At 61.8% G+C, this 25,304-nt stretch carries 26 protein-coding genes and 1 riboswitch; of the genes, 10 read left to right on the forward strand and 16 right to left on the reverse strand.

Features of this window, described 5'->3' with window-relative positions; all coding sequences use genetic code 11:
• Positions 1-2 precede the first annotated feature (2 nt).
• The 7 genes from LVS58_RS09705 to LVS58_RS09735 form a co-directional block, all read right to left on the reverse strand.
• On the reverse strand, positions 3-617 hold the full coding sequence (locus LVS58_RS09705; protein ID WP_014590838.1) for a response regulator transcription factor: 615 nt from the start codon (positions 615-617) through the stop codon (positions 3-5).
• Positions 618-838: 221 nt separating this feature from the next.
• Positions 839-1,081 carry a DUF1272 domain-containing protein gene (locus LVS58_RS09710; protein WP_233690885.1) on the reverse strand — a complete coding sequence of 81 codons (243 nt, stop codon included), beginning with the start codon at positions 1,079-1,081 and terminating at the stop codon, positions 839-841.
• A gap of 66 nt (positions 1,082-1,147) precedes the next feature.
• Positions 1,148-1,900 (reverse strand): precorrin-4 C(11)-methyltransferase, encoded by a 753-nt coding sequence (gene cobM, locus LVS58_RS09715; protein ID WP_233690886.1) that lies wholly within the window; start codon positions 1,898-1,900, stop codon positions 1,148-1,150.
• A gap of 34 nt (positions 1,901-1,934) precedes the next feature.
• Positions 1,935-2,321, reverse strand: a complete 387-nt coding sequence (locus LVS58_RS09720; RefSeq protein ID WP_233690887.1) for a cobalamin biosynthesis protein — start codon at positions 2,319-2,321, stop codon at positions 1,935-1,937.
• Entirely contained in the window at positions 2,321-3,007 is a 687-nt protein-coding gene (locus LVS58_RS09725) for a CbtA family protein (RefSeq protein ID WP_233690888.1), read from the reverse strand. The genes LVS58_RS09720 and LVS58_RS09725 overlap by 1 nt, the downstream gene beginning before the upstream one ends.
• 9 nt (positions 3,008-3,016) lie before the next feature.
• Positions 3,017-3,205, reverse strand: a complete 189-nt coding sequence (locus LVS58_RS09730) for a CbtB domain-containing protein (RefSeq protein ID WP_233690889.1) — start codon at positions 3,203-3,205, stop codon at positions 3,017-3,019.
• 93 nt (positions 3,206-3,298) lie between these two features.
• Positions 3,299-3,521, reverse strand: a riboswitch (cobalamin riboswitch).
• Between the two features lie 119 nt (positions 3,522-3,640).
• The gene (locus LVS58_RS09735) at positions 3,641-4,120 is read right to left on the reverse strand and encodes a GNAT family N-acetyltransferase (RefSeq protein ID WP_233690890.1); all 480 of its coding nucleotides are present in this window, start codon (positions 4,118-4,120) and stop codon (positions 3,641-3,643) included.
• A gap of 124 nt (positions 4,121-4,244) precedes the next feature.
• Between LVS58_RS09735 and LVS58_RS09740 the strand changes: the two genes are divergently transcribed.
• The 4 genes from LVS58_RS09740 to LVS58_RS09755 all read left to right on the forward strand — a co-directional run bounded on the left by LVS58_RS09740 (position 4,245) and on the right by LVS58_RS09755 (position 7,271).
• On the forward strand, positions 4,245-4,874 hold the full coding sequence (locus tag LVS58_RS09740; RefSeq protein WP_233690891.1) for a LysE family translocator: 630 nt from the start codon (positions 4,245-4,247) through the stop codon (positions 4,872-4,874).
• A gap of 21 nt (positions 4,875-4,895) precedes the next feature.
• Positions 4,896-5,768, forward strand: a complete 873-nt coding sequence (locus tag LVS58_RS09745) for an alpha/beta fold hydrolase (protein ID WP_233690892.1) — start codon at positions 4,896-4,898, stop codon at positions 5,766-5,768.
• A gap of 96 nt (positions 5,769-5,864) precedes the next feature.
• Positions 5,865-6,752 (forward strand): pirin family protein, encoded by an 888-nt coding sequence (locus LVS58_RS09750; protein WP_233690893.1) that lies wholly within the window; start codon positions 5,865-5,867, stop codon positions 6,750-6,752.
• Between the two features lie 258 nt (positions 6,753-7,010).
• Positions 7,011-7,271 (forward strand): DUF1652 domain-containing protein, encoded by a 261-nt coding sequence (locus LVS58_RS09755; protein WP_233690894.1) that lies wholly within the window; start codon positions 7,011-7,013, stop codon positions 7,269-7,271.
• Positions 7,272-7,291: 20 nt separating this feature from the next.
• Here the strand turns inward: LVS58_RS09755 and LVS58_RS09760 are convergent, their stop codons facing one another.
• The 7 genes from LVS58_RS09760 to LVS58_RS09790 all read right to left on the reverse strand — a co-directional run bounded on the left by LVS58_RS09760 (position 7,292) and on the right by LVS58_RS09790 (position 14,796).
• Positions 7,292-7,906 (reverse strand): Yip1 family protein, encoded by a 615-nt coding sequence (locus LVS58_RS09760; RefSeq protein ID WP_233690895.1) that lies wholly within the window; start codon positions 7,904-7,906, stop codon positions 7,292-7,294.
• Positions 7,907-7,992: 86 nt separating this feature from the next.
• Positions 7,993-8,280, reverse strand: coding sequence for a hypothetical protein (locus tag LVS58_RS09765; protein ID WP_233690896.1), 288 nt, complete (start codon positions 8,278-8,280; stop codon positions 7,993-7,995).
• Between the two features lie 168 nt (positions 8,281-8,448).
• Positions 8,449-9,096 carry a DNA oxidative demethylase AlkB gene (gene alkB, locus LVS58_RS09770; RefSeq protein WP_233690897.1) on the reverse strand — a complete coding sequence of 216 codons (648 nt, stop codon included), beginning with the start codon at positions 9,094-9,096 and terminating at the stop codon, positions 8,449-8,451.
• Positions 9,097-9,252: 156 nt separating this feature from the next.
• Positions 9,253-10,698 carry a curlin gene (locus LVS58_RS09775; RefSeq protein ID WP_233690898.1) on the reverse strand — a complete coding sequence of 482 codons (1,446 nt, stop codon included), beginning with the start codon at positions 10,696-10,698 and terminating at the stop codon, positions 9,253-9,255.
• Positions 10,699-10,714: 16 nt separating this feature from the next.
• Positions 10,715-11,188 (reverse strand): curlin, encoded by a 474-nt coding sequence (locus LVS58_RS09780; protein ID WP_233690899.1) that lies wholly within the window; start codon positions 11,186-11,188, stop codon positions 10,715-10,717.
• Between the two features lie 15 nt (positions 11,189-11,203).
• Positions 11,204-13,435 carry an Ig-like domain-containing protein gene (locus tag LVS58_RS09785; RefSeq protein WP_233690900.1) on the reverse strand — a complete coding sequence of 744 codons (2,232 nt, stop codon included), beginning with the start codon at positions 13,433-13,435 and terminating at the stop codon, positions 11,204-11,206.
• Positions 13,436-13,467: 32 nt separating this feature from the next.
• On the reverse strand, positions 13,468-14,796 hold the full coding sequence (locus LVS58_RS09790) for a hypothetical protein (protein WP_233690901.1): 1,329 nt from the start codon (positions 14,794-14,796) through the stop codon (positions 13,468-13,470).
• A gap of 269 nt (positions 14,797-15,065) precedes the next feature.
• On the opposite strand from LVS58_RS09790, the gene LVS58_RS09795 reads away from it, so the two are divergent.
• From LVS58_RS09795 to LVS58_RS09820, 6 genes are all read left to right on the forward strand, one after another.
• Positions 15,066-15,977 carry a LysR family transcriptional regulator gene (locus LVS58_RS09795; RefSeq protein WP_233690902.1) on the forward strand — a complete coding sequence of 304 codons (912 nt, stop codon included), beginning with the start codon at positions 15,066-15,068 and terminating at the stop codon, positions 15,975-15,977.
• 98 nt (positions 15,978-16,075) lie between these two features.
• Positions 16,076-17,005, forward strand: a complete 930-nt coding sequence (locus tag LVS58_RS09800) for a hydroxymethylglutaryl-CoA lyase (RefSeq protein ID WP_233690903.1) — start codon at positions 16,076-16,078, stop codon at positions 17,003-17,005.
• 24 nt (positions 17,006-17,029) lie between these two features.
• On the forward strand, positions 17,030-18,220 hold the full coding sequence (locus LVS58_RS09805) for a CaiB/BaiF CoA transferase family protein (protein WP_233690904.1): 1,191 nt from the start codon (positions 17,030-17,032) through the stop codon (positions 18,218-18,220).
• A 12-nt stretch (positions 18,221-18,232) separates the two neighbouring features.
• Entirely contained in the window at positions 18,233-18,757 is a 525-nt protein-coding gene (locus LVS58_RS09810) for a gamma carbonic anhydrase family protein (protein WP_233690905.1), read from the forward strand.
• A 67-nt stretch (positions 18,758-18,824) separates the two neighbouring features.
• A complete protein-coding gene (locus tag LVS58_RS09815) occupies positions 18,825-20,141 on the forward strand; it encodes an MFS transporter (RefSeq protein ID WP_233690906.1) in 1,317 nt (438 codons plus the stop codon).
• Positions 20,142-20,187: 46 nt separating this feature from the next.
• Positions 20,188-21,468 carry an OprD family porin gene (locus LVS58_RS09820; RefSeq protein ID WP_233690907.1) on the forward strand — a complete coding sequence of 427 codons (1,281 nt, stop codon included), beginning with the start codon at positions 20,188-20,190 and terminating at the stop codon, positions 21,466-21,468.
• A gap of 12 nt (positions 21,469-21,480) precedes the next feature.
• On the opposite strand, the gene LVS58_RS09825 is transcribed toward LVS58_RS09820, so the two are convergent.
• A complete protein-coding gene (locus LVS58_RS09825) occupies positions 21,481-22,629 on the reverse strand; it encodes a DUF6708 domain-containing protein (protein WP_233690908.1) in 1,149 nt (382 codons plus the stop codon).
• Positions 22,629-25,301, reverse strand: coding sequence for a T6SS effector BTH_I2691 family protein (locus tag LVS58_RS09830; RefSeq protein WP_233690909.1), 2,673 nt, complete (start codon positions 25,299-25,301; stop codon positions 22,629-22,631). Before LVS58_RS09830 ends, LVS58_RS09825 begins: the two co-directional genes overlap by 1 nt.
• Positions 25,302-25,304 lie beyond the last annotated feature (3 nt).

The raw sequence follows: 25,304 nt of genomic DNA on the forward strand, positions 1-25,304 counted from the left end.
GCTCAATAGACGCTGTTGCGCTTGGCCAGGTCGACCATTTCCACGAGAGACTCAGTCTTGAGCTTTTCCATGATACGGCCCCGGTAGGTGCTGATGGTCTTGGCGCTGAGGTTCATGCAAGTGCCGATGTTCTTGTTGTTCTCGCCGCGCGCAAGGCGCCGCAGCACTTCCATTTCTCGGTTGGAGAGACTGGCCAGGCGCACGGGCTCGCTCTCCAGCGAGTTGCTGTTGACCGACATTTGCGGAAAGGTCGAATAACCTTTGATCAGGGCCTTGAGGGCGAACAGCAGGGCCTCATGGTCCTCTTCCTTGGTGACGAAGGCGCCTATCCCGGCATCCAGGCAGCGGCGCACATACAGATCGGTGGCCTGGCCGGTCAGTACCATGATCTTCGGTACCGGCTCCAGGCTCTGCAACCGTTTGATGACTTCCATGCCGTCCAGGCCAGGCAGACCGATGTCGAGAATGACTACGTCCGGGCGCAGTTCGCGGGCTACCTGAGCCACTTCACTGCCATTGCCGACCTCGCCGATGACATGGAAGCGCTCGCGCTCGAGCAGTAGGCGCAGGGACAGCCGGACAATAGGGTGGTCGTCGACGATCAGCACGGTTGTCATGAGGAAAACTCCTGTTGGGATGTGGTCCGCTTCCTGGAACACTCAGGAATACGTTTGCAAGTGGGGTTATCGGAAGCGCTGCACGATACGACCATTCCCGAAGTTTGGTAATGCCGAGTATAGAAGTGTTGAAATCCCCAGCGCTAACTGTTGAAAAGTCCTACAAGAAACAGGAAAGGCATCACCCTGAAAAAGCGATGATGCCGGTTCTTTGCAGTTGTTCAGGCACAGGCAGCGTGCGGTTTGTGTATACGCAGTGTGGAGGCAGGGTTGTTGGTCAATGCCTTTCCGACCCGCGTCGGGCGGGCTACCAACTGCCCGGTACAATTTGGGCAGCGGCCTTGGAAGCGGGTTTCGGCACAGGCACGGCAGAACGTGCATTCGAAGGAGCAGATCATGACGTCGGGGCTGTCACCCGGCAGATCGGCATCACAGCACTCGCAGTTGGGGCGTAGTTCCAGCATGGGTATGACTCCTGTTCGCAGGCGGGAACCCGGAGTCTGCTACGCCCGAGGCAAGGCTGGCAATGTTCAGTCGCCAGGGCGGTACAGGTGGGCATGCCCGGCACGGTACAAGGCCGATTCGGCGAATGGGGTATCGCCCAGTACGTGGCCTACCAGGATCAGCGCCGTGCGCCGGAAATCCTTGGCCGCTACGCGTTCGACGATATCGCCGAGGTTGCCGCGCACCCAATCCTGGTCTGGCCAGGTGGCCCGATGCACCACTGCAATTGGGCAGTGCGCGCCATAGTGCGGCATCAACTCGTCGACAATGCGCGACAGGTGCTTGACCCCCAGATGAATGGCCAGGGTGCTGCCATGGCGCGCCAGGTCGCCCAACTGTTCACCCGGCGGCATGGGCGAGCTGTCGCCATAGCGGGTGAGGATCACTGTCTGCGCCACTTGAGGCAAGGTCAGCTCGCAGCCGAGCAGGGCGGCGCTCGCTGCGGTGGCGGTAACGCCGGGGATGATCTGGTAATCGATGCCCAGCGCCTGCAGGTGGCGGATCTGCTCACCGATGGCGCCGTACAGGCTGGGGTCACCGCTGTGCACCCGGGCCACATCCTGACCCTTTTCGTGTGCGTTGTGCATGGCGGCGATGATCTGTTCCAGATGCAGTTCGGCGCTGTTGATCACGGTTTCGGCCTGGTGGCCTTCGAGCACGGCGGCGGGTACCAGTGAACCGGCATAAATGATCACCGGGCACTGACGAATCAGCCGTTGGCCCTTGACCGTGATCAGCTCCGGGTCGCCGGGGCCGGCACCGATAAAGTAGATGGTCATGCAAAGTCCTGGCAAGAAAGAGGGTGCGAAACGCTCAGCAGGCCAGGGCGAGCGTGGCCGGGCCCAGTACCTGGCGCGTCAGCAGCAGCCTGGCCGTACCCTGCCGCTGGCTGGCCAGGGCCAGTGCCGCGCTCTCGGCTACGCCCCAGCAGCCACTGTGCTGGTGGGCAGCCGCGGAACGGTGGCTGAGCAGTGGTTCATAGGGTTGCAGTTGCGCGCCATGGTACAGCACCAAGGGCAAACCGAGGCGCTCTGCCAGTTGCAACAAGCCGGGCTCGTCGGCCTTCAGGCTGATGCTTGCGATGCCGCGCAGGTCGGCCAACGCCAGCCCCTGGTTGTACAGAGCCTGGCGCAGCAAGCGTTGCACGGCATCTGCCGGGCAACCCCGGCGGCAACCAAAACCGGCGTAGAAGGCAGGCATCAAGCCTGGCTGGCGCGGCGGAACAGCCAGGCGCTGAGCAGGCCCAAGGCCAGCCAGAAGGCGGCGTTGGTCAGCCAGGAGGCGACCTTGAACTGGGTTTCCAATGCTTCGGGGGCCAGGCTTTCGTGCACCTCGGGTTGCGGAGCACCGATTACATGGGGAATGACCAGCAGCACGGCGCCCAGCGCCTTCAGCAGCCAATGGCGGGCGAACACCAGCAAGGCCAGGCCCAGCGCTGTGGCACTGGCTGTACCGACCCACCAGGCCTGGCGTTGCCCCAGGTCGGCGGCCGCAGTACCCGGCAGTTCGGGTGGCAAGCCCAGGGTTGGGGCCAGGCAGAACACGGCGAAGCCCGCCAACCCCCACAATGCGCCGGTGGCAGCACGTTTGGGCTCGCGAAGGCTGTACAGGGCGGCGAGGATCAGGGCGAAGCCGACCGCGACCACCAGGTTGCCGCCTGTGGTGGACAGCACGCGCTGCCAGCCGTCTTCCGGCGACCAGGCTTCGGCGCTGTGTTCATGAGCAGCCACTTCGCTACCGTGTTCGTGATGTGCGGCCGGGGCCGAGGACTCGTAGGTTTCCGCCTCAAGAATCAGCGGAGCCACCCAGAAGCTTTGCAGCAAGGTCAGCAACAGGGCTGCAAGGAGCCCGCTGAAGCCCGCAGTACGGGCAATGCGCGTGATCATCAGGCGTACTCAGTGGCAGGGGAAAGCGGCGCTGTGGCGGGTGTCGTGGGCAGCGTTGTGCACGGCCTCGATGTGCGAGAACCCGGCAAAGTAGACCAGGCACAGACCCAGCAAGCTGGCACCGACGGCGATGGTTACACGCTGGCTGAGGGTAACGGAGGTAGCAAGGCTGTGTTGTTTGGCGCTGGTGACGGGCATGTCGCGATCCTCTGCTTTTTGTGGGCAATGGGCGAGCGCGGCAGCCCCGGACGGGGTCGCCCAAGGGAATGCAACAGCGCCCGCCCACCGCGGGGTGTTCATGAACGCCAGGCCGGTCTCCGGGCTTGCGAGGAAGAGCTGAGCTCCTGGAACGCGTCACCTTCCCATGCCGCACTAAAGGGCACAGTGGTACAGACGCTTCACTCGCTTACCGTTGCGGGGGCAGCACCGGCATTGTCCGGCCCTGCTGAAGGGCCTGGGACGCACCGGTTTCCCGTTTCACCCCTTGAGGGGCACCTGAACGCGAGGCATAAGGAGAGCATGGGGCGGGCTTGGCGTCAATGTCATACAGCGCGCGAGGCTGCCGAGCAGCAGGTATGACAGGCTCAGGCCTGCAGCGTTCTTCCAGCAGGCAGAAGTGCAGAAACCGGGCGATCACCCGCGGGCGAATGCCGCCAGCTTGTCGCCATCCAGCCGGTAGCGCACCCACTCATCCTGTGCCTCGGCCCCCAGCTTCTGGTAGAAGCCGATCGCGGGCTCGTTCCAGTCCAGCACGCTCCATTCCAGGCGCCCGCAGTTGTTGGCCAGCGCTTCGCGGGCAATGTGCTGCAACAACTGCCGGCCGGCGCCATCGCCGCGTTGCCCGGGGGTTACGTACAGGTCTTCAAGATAGATGCCATTGCGCCCGAGCCAGGTCGAGTAGCTGTAGAAGTACACGGCAAAGCCGATTGCACGGCCATCACGCTCGCACATCAGGGTGTGCACCGTGCTGCCTTCGTCGAACAGGCTGTGCTCGATGTCGGCAAGGGTGGCGACCACCTCGTGGCGCGCGCGTTCGTACTCGGCCAGTTCGGTGATGAAGGTGAGGATCTGCTCGGCATCGGTACGGACGGCAGGGCGAATGGTGAGGGTCATGGTGACGGCTTCCTTGATCCGGATTGTCGGTACAGTGATGTGTATCTACATAATTTAACAAGACTGTACCGGTCGCTGAGAATGGCGACTCCGCTAGTGTGACAGCACCTATAAAGAAAGTGGAATGCCCGCCATGCTTGCCTCTGCCGACCTGCTGACCGCCTTTGTGCTGTTTGCCTTCGTGTCTTCCATCACGCCTGGCCCCAACAACACCATGTTGCTGGCCTCGGGGGTGAACTTTGGCGTGCGCCGCTCGGTTCCTCATGCCTTGGGTATTAGTTTCGGTTTCATGATGATGGTAATGGCTGTCGGCCTGGGGTTGGGTGAGGTATTCAAGGCCTGGCCGCCACTGTACACGTTGCTGCGCTACGCTGGCGCCGCCTATCTGCTGTACCTGGCTTGGAAGATCGCCACTTCCGGGCCGGTCGGCACGGCCTCGTCCAGTGCCCGCAAACCGCTAAGCTTCTGGGGGGCGGCGGCGTTCCAGTGGGTCAACCCCAAGGCTTGGGTGATGGCGGTGGGGGCGATTACCACCTACACGCCAGCGCAAGGCTACTTCACCAACGTGATCGTCATTGCGGCATTGTTCGCGTTGGTCAACTTGCCCAGCGTGGGGGTATGGGTGATGTTCGGCAGCGCCCTGCGCAATTTGTTGCAAAATTCGCGCTGGCTGATGCTGTTCAATGTCGTGATGGCCCTGTTGCTGGTGATTTCCCTGTACCCGCTGCTGTTTGTAGAATCAGCGTTTTCCTGACCCCGAGAGTACAGTAAGCCGATGCAGTTGATTCCCTGGTCCCACGAATGCGCCGAAGGCTTTACCCTGCGTGGCTGGCGAACTCCGGCCAGTGGCAAACCGCTGCTGCACTTTCTGCATGGCAACGGCTTCTGCTGCCTGGCCTACCAACCGTTGCTGATGCGCCTGGGCGAGCATTTCGACTTGTGGCTTTGCGACGTTCAGGGCCATGGCGACAGTGACCATGGTGGGGTGTTTCGCGGCTGGAACCGCACCGCTGCCTTGGCGGTGGAGGCCTTTCAGGGAGGGCGTGGCGAGTATGGCGAGGTACAGCGGTTTGCCGTAGGGCACAGCTTTGGTGGCGTGCTCACGGGGCTGATCCTGGGCAGTGAGCCGCAACTGTTCGCACGGGCCGTGCTGCTCGACCCGGTACTGTTCAGCCGACGCATGATCGGCGTGATGGGGGCGGCAGCCCTGGTCGGCCTGCATCAGCGCCACGCCCTGGCCCGCAAGGCTGCCAGCCGCCGCAGCTACTGGCCCGATCGCGAGTCGGCGTTGGCCTCCCTGCAAGGGCGCGGCATCTTCAAAGGCTGGACCGATGCGGCGCTGCAGGCCTATGTCGAGCATGCCATTGGCGATTGTGGGGAGGGCGTGGTGCTCAAGTGCCGGCCCAGCCGTGAAGTAGAAATCTTCAGTTCGTTCCCCAAACGCATGTGGGCCAGTCTGGCCGCAATCAGTACGCCGACACGGGTGTTGTATGGTGAACACACCTATCCCTTCGTACCCCATTCGGTGAACCGCTTGGCGCTGCTCAACCGCAATGTGACCGCGCAGCAGGTTGCTGGTGGGCACTGTTTCATGCAGGAAGACCCGGCCATGGCGGCCGAGCAAGTGCTCGATTTCCTGCAGGGCTGACTGTTCTACAGGCGGGACGATGCATGCCATTTTAGCCCGCTACCGCTTGATTGACATCATTGATAAGGTTATCTCAGCCAAGAGAGGAGCCTTCTCATGAAAAAGATTGTGGGTATCCACCGCAGCCCCCATGCCCATTGGGTGGGCGACGGTTTCCCGGTGCGCAGCCTGTTCACCTACGACAACCTGGCCAGCCGGATCAGCCCGTTCCTGCTGCTGGACTACGCCGGCCCGCATGATTTCACCCCGACCCGAACACGACGCGGCGTAGGTCAGCATCCGCATCGCGGCTTCGAGACCGTGACCATCGTCTACCAAGGTGAACTGGAGCACCGTGATTCCACCGGTGCTGGCGGCTTGATCGGCCCAGGTGACGTGCAGTGGATGACGGCTGGCAACGGAATCATTCATGAAGAGTTTCATTCCCCGGACTTTGCCCGCAGTGGCGGCACCCTGGAAATGGTCCAGCTGTGGGTGAACTTGCCGGCGCGGGACAAGCGTGCAGCGGCCGGCTACCAGACGCTGCTGGCCGGCGAAATTCCGGTGGTAGCGCTTGACGGTGATGCCGGGCGCTTGCGGGTGATTGCCGGTGACTATCATGACCACCGGGGGCCGGCTCGGACCTTCACCTCGATGGACGTGTGGGATTTGCGGCTCAACGCCGGCGCGGCCTTGCAGTTGCCGGTTGCTGCCGGTCGCAATGCGGCGCTGGTGGTGTTGCGCGGTACGGTTCGAATCAATAACGAGCGCGAAGCTGGCCCGTCCAGCCTGGTGCTGCTCGACCCCGAGGGTATGGACGTAGCTGTCGAGGCGCTGGACGGCGCCAGTGTGCTACTGCTCAGCGGTGAGCCGATCAATGAGCCAATCGTCGGCTACGGCCCGTTCGTGATGAACAGCCAGGCGGAGATTGCCGAGTCGTTCGATGATTTTCATGCCGGGCGGTTTGGGCAGATGCAGGGTGAGAGGGGAGGCGCCGCACACTGACACTGTTGATGGGGGGGGGCCTGTCCCGGCTGGACACTGGCCGTGGTGCTGACCGAGACCACTCGTCGTTAAGTTTGCTTATGCATTCGAACACTCGGCTCACGGGAGGAATCTTCCACTAAGGTGCTAGAGGATTCCCCGCATGCTCATTGCCCCGGCACATGGACCTGTACCCGCGCATGCGCAATGTCAATTGGCGCCCCGCCCGACAAAGGCGTACTTCCAAACAACAGACCATCCCACAGAGAGGGTCGTACCATGTCGTTGATAGGCGTTTCACTGCTAGAGATGCGGCAACTGATCGAGCAGGCCTGCTTGCCAGACCGCTGTGAAGTCAGCTGCCCGGACGGCGCCAACCTGACCATCCGCCTTGGTCAGGGCCAGGATCTCGATCAGGGCGTGACCCTCAGCGGGGTCCCGCTGCAAACCCTCAACAGTTGCCGTGACCTGGTCAACCTGGTGGAGCAGCTGCATGCGCTGCGTGACAACCATCCGGCGCCACTGAAGGCGATTGCCTGAGCGCGTCTGTCGTGCCCCGGTCAGCCCAGGTTGGCCGGGCGTACGTATTCCGGCATCAGGCCGTTGAACCAGAACAGGATCATTGCCACCAGGATGGTCACCAGCAGCAGAAGCCCCACCCCCCAGACGCAGGTTGCAAACAGCATCGCCTGCTCCTTTTTCAGGCGCATGAAAGTTTGCAACCCGCCATATAGCAACACGCTGGCATAAGCAGAGGCAGCGATCAGCGCGACAAAGGCGAGCCAACGAATCGGCATCAGGCCGACCACTCCGGCAAAGAACCACGGCGTGGCGCAATAGGCGGCAAAGCCAATACACTGGTTCAGGCTGGGCTGTGCATTGAACCCTCGTGACATCCAGCGGATCATCACCCCCATCAGCATCACGCCAATCACAGTGGTGACGTACAGCAGGCCTGCCAACTGCGCGGCGCTGCCCATGCTCAGGCGTACCCGTTCCTCGGCCGCCAAGCTCCAGCCGAAGGTGGTAGTGCCAACGAACAGGCACACGGCAGGTATCAGCGCCAGAGCCAGCAGGCGTGGCAGGTATTGCTGTGGGTGGTCTTCCTCGGCTCGGCGGATGTCCAGCCAGGCGTCGGCGGGGTGGGTGAAGAGCTTGAGTAACGGACTGTTCATGGCGTTCTCCGGCAGGCATGAGCCCTTTTGCTATGGAGACACGCTGCTCCCAGCCGGTTCACCCTGGATGGCCGCCGTTGATCGGCTTATTGCAGTTCCAGCAGCAGGTTCAGGCCGCCGTCGCCGCACTTTCCCTTCTCGCGAACCACGCCGTGGTAGCTCTGCCCATCCCAGACGAAGGCCACACTGTGAGCACGGTCGATCTTGTCAGGCAGTGGGGGGCAAACGTGCAGGCGAAGCCCTGGGCGGCCTTGCAGGTTGAGGGCGGCGAGCTGGCATTGGCATTCCACACGTTGCGCCACCGGTCCGAACAGGGTGTCGCGTACGTAATCGAGTTGCAGCGAGGCATTGGGTGCGCGGCCAGGCATCTTCATTGGTACATGGCTCCGTTGCAACGGCTCGAAGAACCAGGCGGGTTGGGCATGGCAGGCTCCAGACAAAAGAAGGCGGCTTAATGTTCGAAGCTTGCCTGGCCAAGATGTTCAATGTGTTTCATGTGCATTCATCTTGTTCTGCGCTGGGTGGCAGATGACGGCCCCTGTTCAGGGACCCGCCTTGCGCAAGGTCAGGTTGATCCGCCGTTCGCCCAGGCGCGGATGCACACCGGGTTTGATCGGTAGCACGCCGTGGAAGCGCAAGCGGTCTTCGCCTCCCCAGACCAGCACATCGCCGTGGCTCAGCGTAATGCGCTGAGCCTTGTCGGCACGCTGCAGGCCGCCGAGCAGAAACACCGCCGGTAAACCTAGCGACACCGACACGATCGGCTGGCCGAAATCGTGTTCGTCGCGGTCCTGGTGCAGACTCAGGCGTGTGCCTGGCAGGTAATGGTTGACCAGGCAGGCATCTGGCACGAAACCATCAAACCCGGCCATGGCTGCAGCGCGGGAAGCCAAGACGAGCAGAATCGGGGGCAGGGCGGGCCAGGGCTGGCCACTGAGTGGGTCGCTGGGGCTGTATCGGTAGCCATGTTGATCACTCACCCATCCCAGCGTACCGCAGTTGGTCAGGCCCACTGCCATGCGCAGGCCGCCTGGGGTGTACATGTGCCGGAACGGCGCAGCACGCAGCACCGGGCGCAGGGCATCGAGCAGCGCCTCGGTTTCGGCCAGGGCGAAGCCGGGCAGCAGCACGGTGTGGCTGGCAAGGCGTTGCGGCTGGGGGCCGAACAGGTCGAGGTCGGACTGGATCATGCTGCTGCACATCTTCGAGCGGTTTGCCATTGTACCCGACAGATTCGAGTCAAGGGATTGCACACGCCGGAAGGCGCGAACGATCGCTGGGGCGGGATAACAAAAAAGGAACCGCGGCACCAGGGAGAGGAGCACCGCGGTTCAAGGGGGAGCGTTTTACTGCTGGGTCACAGTGGCCAGGTTCGCGCTGCCCAGCTGGGTGATGGTGGCGGATTGGGCGACACCACTTTGGTCGACGAACGCCTTGTTGCCTTGGCCTCCCTGGGTCACGTAGGCGACGTTGATGCTGTCAGCCTGTTTGATGGTGGCTTCGTTGCCGCTTCCGTAGAGTTGGTTGGTGTAGCTCTGGTTGCTATAGCCGGACTGGTCGAGCGTGATGGTGTTGCCGGTGCCCTGGCTGTTGCCGTAGGCATAGTTGTCGGTACCACGCTGGTCGGCGATCAGAATGTTGTCAGTGCCGTTCTGTTCGAAGTACAGCTCGTTGCTGACATCATCCTGTTTGGTCGACATCTGGTTGCCTTTACCCGTCTGGGTCAGCGTGGCCTGATGGTCAGCGCCCTTCTGGGTCAGATTGACGCCGTTGCCATTGCCAATCTGGTTGATGGTGGCGTTCTGGTTGGTGCCGAACTGGCCCCCCATCTTGGCGCCTTTCCAGTTACTGGCGGTGATGCTGTTACCGTTGCCTTGGGTGTTGATGGTCAGGTTGAGGTTCTCACCATTCTGATAGGTGAAATGCAGGTTGTTGTTGCCGGTCTGGGTAATGGTGGCGTTTGAGTTGTTGGTCTCGAACTGGTCCGACCAACTGGCGTTGGCATTGCCCTGCTGCGACAGGCTGACCTTGTTGCTGACGCCGAAGCTCTGGTCGATATAGCCTTCGTTCGACTGGCCGGTCTGGGTCACGGAGGCCTGGCTGCCGATCTGTGTGTCCTGCCACACTTCCACGGAGTTGCCGCCCCCATATTGGCCAATGGCAATGGTGCCGCCAGTGCCTTCACGCTGGTCGCCATAGGCCCAGTTGTCGTGGCCATCCTGATAGACCTGGATATCGCCATCGACATGGTTCAGGTGCTCGGCGGTGGCGTAGTTGTCCTGGCCGGTCTGGTTGACGGTGCTGCGATTGTTGCTGCCACCGAAGGTCTGCTCGATGAACGCTTCGTTGCGCTGGCCGGATTGCCAGCTGGTGGCTTTGCTGCCTTCCTGGCTGTCCTGCCACACGGTGGACTTATTGCCGACGCCCTGTTGGGTTTGCAGTGATTCGTTGTTCGACCCTATCGACTGGCTGGCGAAGGCATCGTTGTAGCTTCCCCCGGCGTGCTGGGTGATCTGGCTGCCGTTCTCGAACAGTTGCTCGGCGTAGCCGGCGTTGTACTGGCCGGTGGCGCTCTGCTGAATATCGCTGGTGCTTTCGGCCTGCACGGCGAGGTGGTTGTGGCCCTTGCCCGTCTGGTGCTGGGTGGCCGAGGCGAAGGATGCCTGGGTCTGAGAGACTTCGGCGATGTTTTCCTTGCCGTCCTGGGTCTGGGACGAGGTGCTGTCAGCAGCCATGGCCTGACCTGCGAGGGCCAGGACGATAGCGGCACTTAACGGAGCGAGCTTGTACATGGTGGTGCCTCCAGGTCTATCGGTATTGGGTGATCTGAACATGTTGGCCATTGCCAGCCTGGGTCACGGAGCTGTTGAGCCCTGAGCCGGACTGCACGATGCTGGCGCTGTTGTCGTTGCCGATCTGCTCGATGGCAGCGCTGTTGCTGCTGCCACTCTGGCGAATCGACGCGCTGTTGCCATTTCCCTGTTGGCTGATGATGGCCATCAGGTCACTGCCTTCCTGCAAGATGTACGCTTCCTGGGCGCCGCCGGACTGGACGATACGGCCCAGCAGGGCCTGACCGTTCTGGTCGAGGGCGGCGCGGTTGCCTGCCCCGTGTTGCTCGATCACCGCAGCCTGGCCGGCACCGGCCGGCAGCAGGCGGATGATCACTGGCTCACTGAGGTCGTTGCCGGGTGCGAGGTCGGCATTGTCCATCAGGTCCTCTGCCCAGCAGGCATGGCCCGCCAGGGCCAGGCAGAGCAACAGGGAGTACAGCCGTTTCATTGAAGCCTCCGGCTTTTACTGCACGACTACGTTGACGGTGCGCGTGGTGCCTTGGCTGGTGGTGATCGTCGCCGTCGGTGCCGCAGTCGGGATGATCGTGGTGCTATTGCTCACCGCCAGGCGCCAGCGGCCGGTCAGCGCCACCGTGGCCGTACCCAAGGTCTGGACGCCGGTCGTCGTGGTGACCCGCACGGTTACGGTATTGCCGGTGGTCACCGACGAAGTACCACTGATGTCCCAGTTGTAACGGTTGTTGGAGCGCGCCGTGACCGTGGCTGCCGTGACGGCGAAGGTTTCAGCGGCAGGCCGAGGCGACACATTGACGGTGACCGTACCTGGGGTGGACAGCGCCCCCAGCGAGTCACGTGCCTGGTAGGTAAACGTGGTGGTGAAGGCTGCAGTTACAGTGGCCGGTGGGGTATAGGTTACGGTTGTGCCGTCGGTGCTGACCGTACCGCGGCCGGCGGCGGGCTGGGTGATGTTGGTCACGCTCAGCGGTACGTTGCCTTCTGGGTCGGTGTCGTTGGCCAGTACGTTGATGGTCAATGGCACGCCCAAGGTGGCGACGGTTTCCGGGTTGGCAGTCGGTGCCTGGTTAGGTGCGACGTTGATGGTGACCGTGGCCGGTACCGATTTCAGGCCCTTGGCATCCACCGCCCGGTAGCTGAAGGTGGCTACCAGCGGTTGTGTGGCCCCGGTCGGCGGCGTGTAGGTAATCGAGGTGGTGCCATTCATCACTACGCCGCCAAGGCCGGTCCCGGGTTGGGTCAGGTCGCTGACGGTCAGCGGCACGTTGCCATCCGGGTCGCTGTCGTTCAGCAGCAGGTTGAGTGTGATCGGTACACCGACACTGGTGTTGCCGACATCGGCCTGGGCTAGCGGTGGCTGGTTGGCGGCCTCGACCGGGGCGTTGCCGATCACGATCACCGGTTCCACATCACTACCGCCGCGGGCAGACTTGACCGTAACGGTGGCGGGCGGTTGCGCCAAGTCGTTGACCGTGATGCTTTGCAGTGTGCCCGATTTCGACAAGCGGCCGTAGCCTTGGGCAAGCAGGTCGGGTACCGCGACTTCGTCGCTGGAGCGGGCTTCGATCAACAGACGTTTGTTGGCCCAGTCATAGCGTGCGGTGCTGACTTTGACCACGTCGCTGAGCTTGCTCGAGAGCGCAGTCGGCTGGGTGCCGCCGATTGCGTTGCTGGCGGTGACAACCACCACCTCTGGCGGCACCGACTGGTTGAATTGCTGGCTGAAGAACAAACCGTTGTTGTCCGAAGTCAGGGTGAACTGACAAGGCGACGGCGGCGTGCCGATCAGTGCCAGGCCATTGCGCATACACAGACTGGCTTCACTCGGGGCCTTGGCGAACACTTCCACGCGGGTACCGCTGCCGTTGCGCGAGTAGGTGGCGCGCTCCAGGGTGGCCGGGGTTTGTGCTCGCGGGTCCAGCACCTTGCCAGACACTGAGAACGTGTTGGTCTGAATGGCGCCAGCGGGCCCTTCGATGCGCACGAAGTTGGTATTGAAGGGGCTACCGGTTACCGCTTCGGTGATATTGGGGTCGCCGATGTAGGTTTCGGTGGTGCCAGTGTCAGGGTTGACCTCTGTGTAAGGCCCGCCAACACCTTTCAGCCAAGGGCCGATTGCCCCCCCCAGCGCCCCCTGGAAGTTGCCCGGAGCACCGATGCCTATGTCCCGGGTGATATTGATTGCGCGACGCCCTGCCGTGGTGACGTTGACCGTCTCCACCCCGTAAGGGTGCGTGATGGTGTAGGTACCGGTGCGAGGGACCGATGCGCGGATACGGATGCGGGCGAAACTTTGTTGATCACCGTCTACCGGGTTTTCAGCAGCGAAGGCTGCCTCTATACCGGCAACGTAGACTTCCAGTTCATATCCGCTGTTACCCACTTGTGGTATCGAGGTTTCGGCCAGGAACCAGAACATCTCGGGTGGCCAGTTATCGGGAAATACCAGCGGCAGGGCATCGTCATAGATCCCGGGCTCGGGCAACAAGGTGCACATGTAGGCCGGCGCCCCCGGTGCGCCTGGCGCACGGGTGCTGGTGGCACGCGACTGGCACAGCTCCAGGGATTGGTCGAGGCTGTCCTTGTACCACATCGGATAGCCGCCTGTGGCGAAGGTATAGGGCCCAGGATCGACATCAGACAGCGCGGCGAACGCGGCGCTTGTAACGGTAAGAGAGAAACCGGCGGCCAACAGCGCACGGCGCGACCAAGTGTTCATGCTGCCTCCTTGAAGGCTGAGCCTTTGTCTGTTCATGGCACCAGCACCACGTCTTCGGTGTCGCTACCACCGTTGGCGCTGGTGACCTGCACCTTGGCCGGTGGAATGGGCGAGAGGGTCATGCTCAATGTCTTCACGGCGCCGGTACCGCCCAGGTTGCCGATCAACGTGCCGTTGCCGGTATGTGCGGTAAGTACGGGTGGTGTGGTCTCGTCGCTGGTGCTGGCTACCAGGGTCAGCTCGCCGGTGGACAGGCGGTACTGGGCCTGCGTGATGGTGACCAGGTCGGTCAGGGGGACGTTGCGGGTGGTCAGGCTGCTGGTCGGGATTGCCACGCTGTTGTCAGCGGCCAGTGTCACGAGGGTTCCGGCCGCCGGGTTGAGGGCTGACTGGGCGTACCAGGCGCCGGTGCCGTTGGCCTCGGTGAGGCTCAGGTTGGGCGTCTGGCTGGTCAGGGTGACGCTTGCCGGTGGCGGCGGGGCCAACACGAAGATGTCTTGCTGGGCGATGAGGTCGCCGTTCTCGGTATGGCGTGAGTAAGTGCTGCGTTGTGGCATCAGCGGGGTTGGCAGGGCCACTTCGGAAAGTTTGCCCGAGACAGCGAACAGTTCGGTGCGCAGGTCGATGCCACCAGGGCCTTCGATGCGTACGTAGTTGGTGTTGAATGGGCTGCCGGTGACCCGCTCTTCCAGGTTCGGGTCGCCGATGAAGCGCTCGTTGCCTTCGGTGTAGGGGCCGTTGACACTGCGCAGGAACGGCCCGACATCGCCCTTGAGTGCGCCGGTGAAGTCGCCTGCCCCGGCGATGCCGATGTCGCGGGTCATGTTGATCGCCCGACGGCCTGCAACGGGCACATCGAACACTTCAACGCCATAGGGGTGGGTGACCACGTAGGTGCCCGCGGTGGGTACGTCGACCCGGATACGGACGCGGGCGAAGCTGACCTGGTCGCCCTCGACAGGTTCTTCGGCGGCGAATGCCGCTTCGATCGCCGTGCCATAGCTGAGGTCGATGCCACGGGCGGCGTCGACGATTGCAGCGTCGGCAGTGAACCAGAACGCTTCGTCAGGGAAGTTGGTGGGGAAGACGATGGGTTGGGTATCGTCGAACACACCCGGCGTTGGCAACAGTGTGCACATGTATGAGGGGGCACCAGGTGCGCCGGCGACCCGGGAGCTGACGGCCTTGGTCAGGCACAGGTCGAGGGTACGGCCGTGGCTGTCCTGGTACCAGGCGGGGAAGCCGCCATTGGCAGGGACGTAAGCGCCTGGATCGACAGCGTTCAAGGCGGCCTGCGCCGGAAGCTGGAGCATGCCGGCGAAAATCGCCACTGCCAGCGGGTGGGGTATCGGTCGGTGCATGAGTCAATTCCTCCTGCAAACGGGCCCATGGACTTGGGGCGTCTGGGAGGAGATCGGCAAGAGCTGTGCCAAAACCTGAAAAAGGCTTTGCAGGCCTTGTGGGGCAGGGGGTACAGATTTTCAGTAGGGCTTTATGCCAGCGGCTGGCGGTGGGCAGCGTTGCCCCAAGGTTGGGGATTGGGGGCCGGTAATACAAACCCAGTTTCAGAAGCCAATGCGGTTTTTGCTACAGTGCTGCGGCGGTCCCTTTCCCCGAGCCGAGCCAAGCGATGCAACCCCTCGACCACCTTTCCCTGAACCTGTTCATCGTCGTTTGCGAAGAAGGCACCATCGCCCGCGCTGGCGAGCGCGCGTTCATGGCGCCATCCGCCGTCAGCAAACGTATTTCAGACATCGAGGCGCGCTTCGGCACCGCCTTGCTCAAACGTAGCAAGCGCGGCGTGGAGCCCACCCCGGCGGGGCTTGCGCTGCTGCGTCATGCCAGAGAAATGACCCGCGCCATGGAACGGCTGGATAGCGAGCTTAGCGAATACGCCCACGGCGCGCGTGGTCATGTGCGAGTGCTGGCCAATGTATCGTCGATCATGGAATTTCTACCCGAAGAATTGTCAGCGTTCATGCTGGAATACCCACTCATTCAGGCCGATATCGAAGAGCGCTTCAGCGCCGATGTCGTTCGTGGTGTGGCCGAGGGCACTGCAGACCTTGGCATCTGCCGCAAATCCATGGCGGTGGGTGACCTGGATTTCGTACCGTATCGACAGGATCACCTGGCCGTGGTCGTTGCTGCGGACCACCCGTTGGCGGGCCGCAGCGAGATTGCCTTCGAGGATACCCTGGGTTACGACCACCTGGGGCTCTCGGCCTTTGCCACATTGAACGCGTTCATGCGTAAAAGCGCCGAACAGTCAGGCAAGACGCTGCATTTTCGTTCGTACGTGTCGTCGTTCGACGCGGCATACCGCCTGGTGCAGTTCGGCCTTGGCCTGGCGGTGTTCCCGCAGGAGGCCGTGTCCCGCTATGCGGCGTTGTTCGACCTACGGGTCATTGCGCTGACTGACGACTGGGCGCTTGGCGAATTCGTCATCTGCATGCGCGATCGGCACACGCTCTCACTGTCGGCTCGGCGCCTGCTTGACCATCTGTTACTGCGTGCACCGGCCTGGCAGGTCGCGGGCTGATCCATCGTGGCTGACGATGGATCAGCCCGCGAAACACGTCTTTTCTGCCCGTCATCCAGCTTTTAGTCTGGCGCAACGCTTCAGACAGAGAGACCGTGATGACCAAAATAACAATCAATGAAGTCGGTCTGCGCGATGGCTTGCAGAGCCTGCAAGTGATCATGCCGACGGCAGCCAAACGCCGCTGGATCGATGCCGCCTACGGCGCCGGCGTGCGTCATATGGAAGTCGCGTCGTTCGTGCCGGCACACTTGCTGCCGCAGATGGCCGATGCCCGCGAAGTGGTGGCCCACGCCCTCACATACCCGGACCTGCAAGTAACCGTGCTAGCTCCAAACCTTCGTGGCGCAAGGGACGCACTTGAATCCGGTGCACACCGCATCGTCGCCCCGGTATCGGTGAGCATGGCGCATAGCCTGGCCAACGTGCGCCGTACGCCAATGGAGATGGTCGAGGAACTGGGGCGCATGTGCCAGCTGCGTACTGAAATGGGCCTGCATGGGGTGCAAGTCGTGGCTGGCATGTCGGTGGCCTTCGGCTGCACCCGCCAAGGCGAGGTGCCGCTGGCTGACCTGTGTGCGTTGACCCGCCAGGTGATCGAAGCCGGTTGCGACCTTGTCTCCCTGGGAGACACTACTGGCTATGCCAATCCAGGCCAGGTGGCAACGGTGCTTCAGGCCGTACGGGAGATTGCAGGCGACCGTCTCAAGGCCGCGCACTTCCATGACACCCGGGGCCTGGCCTTGGCCAACAGCCTGGTGGCGGTGCAGCAGGGCATTGGTGAACTGGATGCCTCCCTGGCGGGCCTGGGAGGGTGCCCGTTCGCCCCTGGCGCGTCTGGTAATACCGTGACCGAAGACCTGGTGTTCATGCTGCAGAGCATGGGCTACGACACCGGCATCGACTTGCCTGCACTGATCGAAACCCGGCAGGTGCTAAGCGAAGCGCTACCGGGCGAGCCACTTTACGGCTTCATCGCCCGGGCCGGATTGCCGCTCAACTTCACCAACACCCATCGCCACGCCTGAACTGCCCGCAAGAGGAGCACCACGATGTCCAGACTTCCATTGGACGGCATCCGTGTCGTAGAGATTTCGCATATGGTCATGGGCCCGACGTGCGGCATGATCCTCGGCGACCTAGGCGCCGAAGTCATCAAGATCGAGCCGGTACGTGGCGACGGCACGCGCCGGTTGCTGGGCGCAGGGGCGGGTTTTTTCCGCACCTTCAACCGCAACAAACAATGCATCGCTGTCGATGTTGAAACGCCCGAGGGCCGTGAGGCCGTGCTGCAACTGATCGACACCGCCGACGTCTTCATCGAGAACTTCAAGCCCGGGCGTATGCACAAGCTGGGTCTGGGCTACGAAGCACTGTGCCAGCGCAATCCAGGGCTGATCTACGCCTCGCACAAGGGGTTTCTCAGCGGGCCATACGATAACCGCCTGGCGCTGGATGAAGTGGTACAGATGATGGCCGGTCTGGCCTACATGACCGGGCCGGTGGGGCGCCCGCTGCGTGCAGGCAGCTCGGTGAACGACATCATGGGTGGCATGTTCGGCGCCATTGGCGTGCTGGCCGCACTCAACGAGCGCCATAGCACCGGAAGGGGCCGTGAGGTGCAAAGTGCCCTGTACGAGAATTGCGTGCTGCTGGCTGCCCAGCATATGCAGCAGTACGTTGTCACTGGTGAAGCAGCAGCGCCGATGCCGAACCGCATCAGTGCCTGGGCCATCTATGACGTGTTCACTTTTGCCGGTGGCGAGCAGATGTTTGTCGCCGCCACAGGTGAAGGCCAGTGGCACGCGTTATGCCGGGTACTGGGACAGACCGCTTTGCTTGATGACCCGACCCTTGGTAGCAATAACGACCGCGTGTTGCAGCGGCCACGGTTGCTGGCGCACCTGGCCGAGGTGTTTGCGCCGCTGGATGCCGGGCAGTTGGCGGTGCAGCTTGAAGCCAACGGCATTCCTTTTGCGCCGATCCGCCGCCCTGAAGAGCTGTTCGAGGACCCCCACCTGCTACAGAGCGGCGGCATGGCCGAGCTGCAATTGGAAGACGGCAGCCACACACCGATGCCGTTATTACCGCTGTCACTGGACGGCCAGCGCCTGCAGCCACGGCGGGCGATCGCGCGGATCGGTGAGCACACCCGCCAAGTGATGCGTGAACTGGGTTACAGCGACGCGCACATCGCCCAGCTGTGTGCGGCGGGCGTGCTGAAAACAGACGACGCGGCGTGAGGAGGACTTGAGATGGCGATCTACCAATATGACAACCTTGCGCCCAACCTGCACCCGGAAACGTTCATCGCCGAGGATGCCAGCGTCATCGGCGACGTTACCTTGGAACAAGGCGTCAGTGTATGGCCGCAGGCCGTGCTACGGGGTGACAACGAAGCGATCCGTATCGGCCAGCACAGCAACGTGCAGGAGGGTGCTGTCTTGCATACTGACCCCGGCTTTGCGCTAACAGTGGGGCAAGGTGTCACCATCGGCCACCAGGCCATGCTGCACGGCTGCACCATCGGCGATGGCGCGCTGATCGGCATTCAGGCGGTAGTGCTCAATGGCGCGGTCATCGGCAACAACTGCCTGGTGGGTGCCGGCGCCATTGTCACCGAAGGCAAGGTGTTTCCCGACAACTCGTTGATCCTGGGTGCACCTGCCAAGGTCGTGCGCGAGCTCACGGCCGATGCCATCGCCAGTATGCAGCGCAATGCGACCGAGTACGTCGCAAAAGGCCAGAGCTACAAGGAAAAGCTGATCCGTATTCGCTAACAAACCTGCTGGTGGCGCCCTTCGAGACGTCGCTGCTCTCCAATAATTACAAGAATGGAGATTTACCATGGTTGCTTTGACCGGCGAACTGGCGCGTGAGCGCAACGAAACTCACATCAATGAGCTGCTGCTATACCGCCGTGTGGCCTGGCGCATTATGCCACTGGCTATCATCTGCTTCCTGTTCTCCTACTTCGACCGCATCAACATCAGCTTTGCGAAGACACAAATGCAGCAGGAACTGGGCCTGAGCGATGCCGCCTACGGCCTGGCCGCGAGCATGTTCTTCGTCGGCTACGTGCTGTTCGAAGTGCCCAGCAGTCTCGGCCTGAAACGCTACGGGGCTCCGGCCTGGATCTGCCGGATCATGGTGTCCTGGGGCCTGGCGACGGCTGCGCTGGTATTTGCCTACACCCAGTACACGCTGTACTTCCTGCGCTTTCTGATCGGCGTCATGGAGGCCGGTTTCGGCCCGGCGATCCTGTTTTACCTGGCATGCTGGTTTCCCCGCAAGCACTTGGCGAAGATGAATGGCCTGTGGTTCCTGGCGGTGCCGCTGGCCGGTGCGGTGGGTGGCCCGGCTGCTGGCTTTTTGCTGGGGACAATGGACGGCGTGTTGGGCCTCGCTGGCTGGCACTGGTTGTTCCTGATGTCCGGGCTGCCGTGTGTGCTGCTGGGCCTGCTGGTGCTGTGGAAGCTGGACCGCGATATCGAGGCGGCGAAATGGTTGAGCCGCGAGGAGAAGGACCTGTTGGCGGAGAACCTTGCCCAAGACAAACGCGCCGCAAAACCGATACTCGGCTCGATCTGGCGGGTGTTGCTGACCCGTGAAGTGGCGATCATGGCGTTCATCTACTACGTGGTCAAAACCGCGTCTTATGGGCTGAATTTCTGGATGCCGCACCTGATCAAATCCTCGGGGGTGCAAGACATGCTCTGGGTTGGCGTACTGTCGGCATTGCCCTATGCGATAGCGTGCATCGGCATGGTGTTGCTGACTCGCCACTCCGATCGCACCGGCGAGCGCAAGCGCTATCTGGTGTACTGCCTGCTGGCGGCCGCCGTCGGTTACCTGCTGGCGTGCCTGTTCTCCGACTTTCCCTTCGCGATGATGACCGCGCTGGTGCTGGCCACCGCGGGCACCTTTATCGCTATCCCGATCTTCTGGACCATTCCACAGTCGACGTTCTCGGGGCTGGCAATTGCCACCGGCACCGCCGCGATCAACTCGGTGGGACAACTGAGCGGCATCGTTGCACCCGTGATGGTGGGCAAGATCAATGACCTTACCGACAGCACCTACATGGGCATGCTGTCAATCGCGCCGCTGATCCTGGTCGCATGCCTGGTGGTGATGCGTTACGTGCGCAACCCTCAAAGCTGATTGGCGCTGAGTCTTCGAACAACAAGAACAAGAGCAAGGCATACCAATGATCGTGATCTTTCGGCGAGCATCGCTGGTGCTCTCGGTGCTTTACTGCGCCTGTCAAACCGCACAGGCTGCCTTTATCCATGACGGCAGTGGCAGCCTGGAACTGCGCAATTTCTATTTCGACCGCGACTTTCACGGTGACAGCGCCACGCAATCGCGGCGCGGTGAATGGGCCCAGGGCTTCATGCTGCGCTTGCAGTCTGGCTATACCGACGGCGTGGTTGGCTTTGGCCTGGACGCAGCCGGCATGCTGGGGCTCAAGCTGGATTCCTCGCCTGACCGTAGCGGTTCCGGCCTGTTGCCGCGAGGTAGCGACAAACGCGCCGCGGATGACTACGCCAAGGCCGTGGCTACCTTCAAGGCCAGGCTGGCGCAGAGCGAGTTGAAAGCGGGGGGGCTGAGCCCGCAACTGCCATTGCTGGCGTCCAACAGCAGCCGCTTGTTCCCCCAGTGGTTCAACGGTGTGCAACTGGTGAGCAAAGACTTGGACCGGTTTACCTTCACCCTGCTGCAGGTGAATGCCACCAAACTGCGTGACTCCACCGACTATGAGGACCTGACCGCCATGGCGCAGCAAGGGGCCTACCCGGCGACGGTTACCAGTGATCGTCTGCGCTACGCCGGTGTCGATTACCAGCCGTTGAACAACCTGACCCTCAGCCTTCACACCAGTGCGCTCGAAGACCTGTTCCGGCGTGATTTTGCTGGGTTCAAGTTCAAGACCCGCTTTGGGCCGGGAGATGTGTTCACCGAGTGGCGCTGGTTCAATGCAAGGGAGCAGGGCCGGGCGTTGCTGGGCGGAGTCGACAATCAGACCCTCAGTACCAACTTCGGGTACAGCGTTCAGGGCCACATGTTCAGTGGCGGCTACCAGAAAGTGTGGGGAGATACGGCCTATGCCTACGTAGGCGGCACCGATACCTACCTGTTCAGCGAACAGCAGGTCAGTACATTTGCCCTGGCCAACGAACGCGCATGGATGCTGCGCTACGACTACAACTTTGCTGCTGTAGGTATCCCCGGGCTGACGTTCAACGTGCGTTACGTCAAGGGTGATCAGGTGAACCCGCAGCACATTGCCAGTGTCAAGGGCAGGACATTGGCGGCTGCCGACGGGGAGGGGCAGGAATGGGAGCGGACTACGGATATCACCTATGTGGTGCAGTCGGGGGCGCTCAGGAATGTGTCGCTGCGTTGGCGCAATGCGAGCATGCGCTCGAATTTTGCCGATGCAGCGGATGAGAACCGGGTGATCGTGGGGTACACGTTCGAATTCTGAATTCAGACACAATCATTCGTTGGGCGCAGCCGGTTTCTCTTGCGCTTTGGATTTGCGTGGTTTACGTGATTGTTTCGTCGGCCGTTTGCCGGGCTTGAGTTGCCAGCGGTCGGCGTTGGCGAGCAGGCGTGCCTGGATTGCGGGTGGGTAGTCGCTCAGGGTTGTCACGGGTGGGACTGGCTTGCCGGGCATGCCGGCCTCGCGGATGACTTTTGGCCAGCGCGGTCGCCAGCACAGCAGCAGGCTGAGCCAGTGGCCGGTGCCGATGATGACGAAAGCGGGCCAGACAAACAGCAGTGCAACTTTGAACAACCAACTGCTTTTGCGAAAGAACCGCCCAAGGCCCTCGAACTGGGCGCTGAACGCCTGGAGGGGTGAGGGTAGCTGGGTGCTCAGGCGGGGGCGGGGGACGGCGTGTGGGCCTTCTTCCATGTAACGGCGGATGAATTCCCACTCATCACGCAGTTCGCTGCCGCCTTGGCCTTGTTTGCCGATAAAGGCCATTTCCATGTGGGGCAGGCCGGTGCGGCTGGGGTGCCAGATTAGGCCGAGTCGTGTTCCAACGCTTAGCGAATCATCTTCTGGGCGAATGCCGGTGCTTCCGGTTGTTTTCCAGGGGAAGGTGACGATGCCACCACAGTAGCTGGGGCGGTGGAGGTGGACCTGTTGAGTTATTCGATTGAAGCGAATGAGCAGATGCCGACTGGTCAGCATTTCCAGTCGCGAGATTTTTACGCCGTACTTTAGGTAAAAATACAATGCTGCTCCTGAAGCTGAAGCCAAGAGAGCTGTAAGTAAGACTGCTATAAAGGAGATTGAATAAGGTTGGGTGATATCAAGCCAGATGGAACCGACAGCTATGCCGGTTCCGAAAATTATCCCAGGCAGCACCCCGCCGATCGTGACTAGCGTAATGAGGCCGCGCTTCTCTTCTGAACCGCCACAGCGCATTTCCATGTAGGTTTCATTGAATGCATAAACAGGGCCGCGTATGAGGGGCGCTTCACTTACTTGGCAAAAGTGAATCTCTTCATTCAGGTCACCTTCATAAAAATCTTTATTTGCGCGCTTCTCTGCTGGTGTCATACCTGCTTCGTACGTTCTACGTGCAGCTTCTGACTGCGTTGCCATCTGCCAGAATCCCCATTCGATAAGATACATTATAAAACCTCGCCGATAGCAGAATGTAGGGCGCTCAGTTCTTCCTGCTCTTCATAGGGCTTGATATTTTTATGAGTTCGGAAGCAGCTGCGTTTGCACCACTTCTCTAAAGCGTCATCTTCAAGAATATAGATTATAAGTGTCAGGGCGAGACCAATCCAAAATGCGCCTAGGACTAAACGTGCGAGTAGTAGGCGAGCAGCTTGTGTTCCCAGTTTGTTGGCGAGCGCACCCATGGATGTTGATATCATTCTCACAATTTTTGTTTTGGCACTTTGAGATAGGTGGTCAAAAAGAGGTTTTGCGATTGCAATGGCTGTTCCTGCTTCCGCCAACGAAATTGTAATGGTTGCCATTGCCCGCGATGCGTATGCGAGTGCCAGAGTTCTGGGTTTTTTTGTACTTTGTTCTGTAGGGGTTTGCTGGCGGTATATTAACTGCTGAGCCGCATCGGTGAAGTCCCACCAGGCGAGTACGAAACCACCTGTCCCAGCTAAACTGGCGCCCCATAGTTTCAAACGGCCTAAAGTGGCCACTGCTCCTCTTCCAGTCACACTGTTCGCGCCATACCGCGCGACCACCTGATCCACATAACTGGCTCCAACTTCGAAGCCCGCCGCAGCCGTGGTCATCGCCGCAGCCAGGAGTTCGGTCTTCACCCGCGCATCACTGTCAGGCAGTTCGCGCGCTTTGAAGGCCATCAGCATCCCCTCCAGCAGGCACACCAGCCCGGAGACACGCACCTTGTAGAAGTCACTGTTATGGGCTTGCATCAACCCTTCAGCCCAGGCCTGGTCGAGGTACCTTGATACCTGGCCTGCACTGCGTTGTGGGTTAATGGGCTGCCCGCTACGTGCGGCTTCGCCCAGGCGAATATCGACAGCGGTTTCATGCACCGAAGCGAACAAGGTCAGCCGTAAACCCTGGTGCAGCGCGCGGTCCATGCTGTTGGGTGTCGCGGTGCGCAGCACTTGCCGCCCCAGGGCGACGTACCAGGCATACAGGCCAATGCTGGCCGTGCTGCTCTGTGCCTGCATCTGTTCGTACAGGGTGTTGATGCGCCCAAAGGCATTGGCAGCGGCATGGGCTTGCCTGGCAAGCGCTTCCGGCAGGGCGAAGGAGGACGCTGACGACGGTTCGCTTTTGGCCGCTTCCAGCAGCGCCGCCAGTTCTTCCCGCAGGTCCTCCTGGTTGTAGGTGATGCCGCGCATTGCCAGGTTGCCCCGGTCTGCCACGCCGCTGCGCCACCAGTGGTCCAGCACCTTCGTGCCCCATTCACTCAACTCCATGCCGATCACGCACTGGCCGGTCTGCTCGGCAAAGGCCAGGCCGCTGATCAGGTCGGCGTTGTCGTAGCGGTCCAGCGCCTGCAACAAGCGTTCGCTGACCAGCCAGCGGGCATGGTCCTTGGCGCGGTCTTCGGCGGCTTGCTGGGCCTGTTGCATGGCCTGCTCGAAAGCGTCGAGCTGATCGTGCATGGCCTGGCGGTCGACCAGGTGGCCGTATTTCTGATCGAATTTCTTGGTGAACTCGCCGGCGTCCTGGCGGGCCTGGATTTTGCCGCGGACGTCGCGCTCGAACTGCGCCATGTGCGGCTTCATGCGTTCATCATGGGCATCGGCCTGTTGCCTGGCCCGTTCGGAGAACAAGTAGATCTCGGGATGCAGGTGGGGCTGGTTGCGTACTTTCTCGGCCGTGACTTCGCGCTTGACGATCTGCTCGGCCACCATCTGCGGGTAGAGCTTTTCGATTTCCAGAAACGACTGCGCGACCAACAGCTTGCGCTCGTTGTCGACCCCGGGCGCCACGGTGCGCGCCAGCCACTGGGTCTTCACATCCTCGACCGCGGCGTTGCGCCAGGCGTTGAGCTCCTGGGTGATCCCGATGGCGTCTTCGATGACGATGGCGGCGCCACGGGGCTTGCTGTGGTTCACCTGCGGAGCCAGCGCTTGGCGTGATGCGTGCGGCGAGACGATCTGGTCGTTGTTGAACGGCTGCAGGTCCAGCAGTGCCTGCAGGTCTGTATCGTCCTGGGCCTTGAAGTCGGCCACCCAGTTAAGTTGGTCATGCTTGAGGACGTGGGGCTGTGGCGGGGCGTCGGAAGGCTGGATGAAGCGGGCGATATCGATCGTGGGCAGGCTGCTGCGGTATTCGTCGTCGAGCAGGCGGTAGTTGTCGAGCATGCGCGGGGTCAGCGGGGAAGGGCTGAACAAGGGGCGCAGCTCCTGGATGTCATCCAGGTCGTAGAGGGTGATGGTCCAGCCGAAACCGCGAAGGATGTCATCCAGATTGCCGGCGCTGGGGGCAGGCGCCCAGGGGGCGTCGCTGCTGATGTACAGCAGCGAGCCATTGGGCGCCACGCGGTACTGGCTGTGCCATTCGTAGGCCGGTGCGCTATGGCGCTTGATCAGCAGGTAGAGAAAGCCCTCGCGCAAAGGGCGGATGGCGTAGCTGGAGTGGGTCAGCTCGCCGACATCCTGGAACGGGCTGAGATAGCCCGGCAGTTTGGGCAGGCGGGCACGTTGTGCCGGGTTGCCGCCGACGGCGGCGTAGCGCAGGGGCAGCAGTTCGAAGCGGCGGGTGCAGTCGGCGACGGGGCTGTTGCGCAGGGCAGGGCGGTAGCCGGAGGTGATGCGCCTGCACAGTTCGAGGGTTTCGTTGAGTGAGTCCATGGT

The organism is Pseudomonas sp. JR33AA (genome assembly GCF_021378985.1).
Taxonomy (GTDB): Bacteria; Pseudomonadota; Gammaproteobacteria; order Pseudomonadales; family Pseudomonadaceae; genus Aquipseudomonas; species Aquipseudomonas alloputida.

Bases quoted from the DNA above. Each gene is read 5' to 3' on its own strand.
- LVS58_RS09705 (WP_014590838.1), bottom strand. From the start codon at position 617: ATGACAACCGTGCTGATCGTCGACGACCACCCTATTGTCCGGCTGTCC.
- LVS58_RS09710 (WP_233690885.1), bottom strand. From the start codon at position 1,081: ATGCTGGAACTACGCCCCAACTGCGAGTGCTGTGATGCCGATCTGCCG.
- cobM (WP_233690886.1), bottom strand. From the start codon at position 1,900: ATGACCATCTACTTTATCGGTGCCGGCCCCGGCGACCCGGAGCTGATC.
- LVS58_RS09720 (WP_233690887.1), bottom strand. From the start codon at position 2,321: ATGCCTGCCTTCTACGCCGGTTTTGGTTGCCGCCGGGGTTGCCCGGCA.
- LVS58_RS09725 (WP_233690888.1), bottom strand. From the start codon at position 3,007: ATGATCACGCGCATTGCCCGTACTGCGGGCTTCAGCGGGCTCCTTGCA.
- LVS58_RS09730 (WP_233690889.1), bottom strand. From the start codon at position 3,205: ATGCCCGTCACCAGCGCCAAACAACACAGCCTTGCTACCTCCGTTACC.
- LVS58_RS09735 (WP_233690890.1), bottom strand. From the start codon at position 4,120: ATGACCCTCACCATTCGCCCTGCCGTCCGTACCGATGCCGAGCAGATC.
- LVS58_RS09740 (WP_233690891.1), top strand. From the start codon at position 4,245: ATGCCCGCCATGCTTGCCTCTGCCGACCTGCTGACCGCCTTTGTGCTG.
- LVS58_RS09745 (WP_233690892.1), top strand. From the start codon at position 4,896: ATGCAGTTGATTCCCTGGTCCCACGAATGCGCCGAAGGCTTTACCCTG.
- LVS58_RS09750 (WP_233690893.1), top strand. From the start codon at position 5,865: ATGAAAAAGATTGTGGGTATCCACCGCAGCCCCCATGCCCATTGGGTG.
- LVS58_RS09755 (WP_233690894.1), top strand. From the start codon at position 7,011: ATGTCGTTGATAGGCGTTTCACTGCTAGAGATGCGGCAACTGATCGAG.
- LVS58_RS09760 (WP_233690895.1), bottom strand. From the start codon at position 7,906: ATGAACAGTCCGTTACTCAAGCTCTTCACCCACCCCGCCGACGCCTGG.
- LVS58_RS09765 (WP_233690896.1), bottom strand. From the start codon at position 8,280: ATGAAGATGCCTGGCCGCGCACCCAATGCCTCGCTGCAACTCGATTAC.
- alkB (WP_233690897.1), bottom strand. From the start codon at position 9,096: ATGATCCAGTCCGACCTCGACCTGTTCGGCCCCCAGCCGCAACGCCTT.
- LVS58_RS09775 (WP_233690898.1), bottom strand. From the start codon at position 10,698: ATGTACAAGCTCGCTCCGTTAAGTGCCGCTATCGTCCTGGCCCTCGCA.
- LVS58_RS09780 (WP_233690899.1), bottom strand. From the start codon at position 11,188: ATGAAACGGCTGTACTCCCTGTTGCTCTGCCTGGCCCTGGCGGGCCAT.
- LVS58_RS09785 (WP_233690900.1), bottom strand. From the start codon at position 13,435: ATGAACACTTGGTCGCGCCGTGCGCTGTTGGCCGCCGGTTTCTCTCTT.
- LVS58_RS09790 (WP_233690901.1), bottom strand. From the start codon at position 14,796: ATGCACCGACCGATACCCCACCCGCTGGCAGTGGCGATTTTCGCCGGC.
- LVS58_RS09795 (WP_233690902.1), top strand. From the start codon at position 15,066: ATGCAACCCCTCGACCACCTTTCCCTGAACCTGTTCATCGTCGTTTGC.
- LVS58_RS09800 (WP_233690903.1), top strand. From the start codon at position 16,076: ATGACCAAAATAACAATCAATGAAGTCGGTCTGCGCGATGGCTTGCAG.
- LVS58_RS09805 (WP_233690904.1), top strand. From the start codon at position 17,030: ATGTCCAGACTTCCATTGGACGGCATCCGTGTCGTAGAGATTTCGCAT.
- LVS58_RS09810 (WP_233690905.1), top strand. From the start codon at position 18,233: ATGGCGATCTACCAATATGACAACCTTGCGCCCAACCTGCACCCGGAA.
- LVS58_RS09815 (WP_233690906.1), top strand. From the start codon at position 18,825: ATGGTTGCTTTGACCGGCGAACTGGCGCGTGAGCGCAACGAAACTCAC.
- LVS58_RS09820 (WP_233690907.1), top strand. From the start codon at position 20,188: ATGATCGTGATCTTTCGGCGAGCATCGCTGGTGCTCTCGGTGCTTTAC.
- LVS58_RS09825 (WP_233690908.1), bottom strand. From the start codon at position 22,629: ATGTATCTTATCGAATGGGGATTCTGGCAGATGGCAACGCAGTCAGAA.
- LVS58_RS09830 (WP_233690909.1), bottom strand. From the start codon at position 25,301: ATGGACTCACTCAACGAAACCCTCGAACTGTGCAGGCGCATCACCTCC.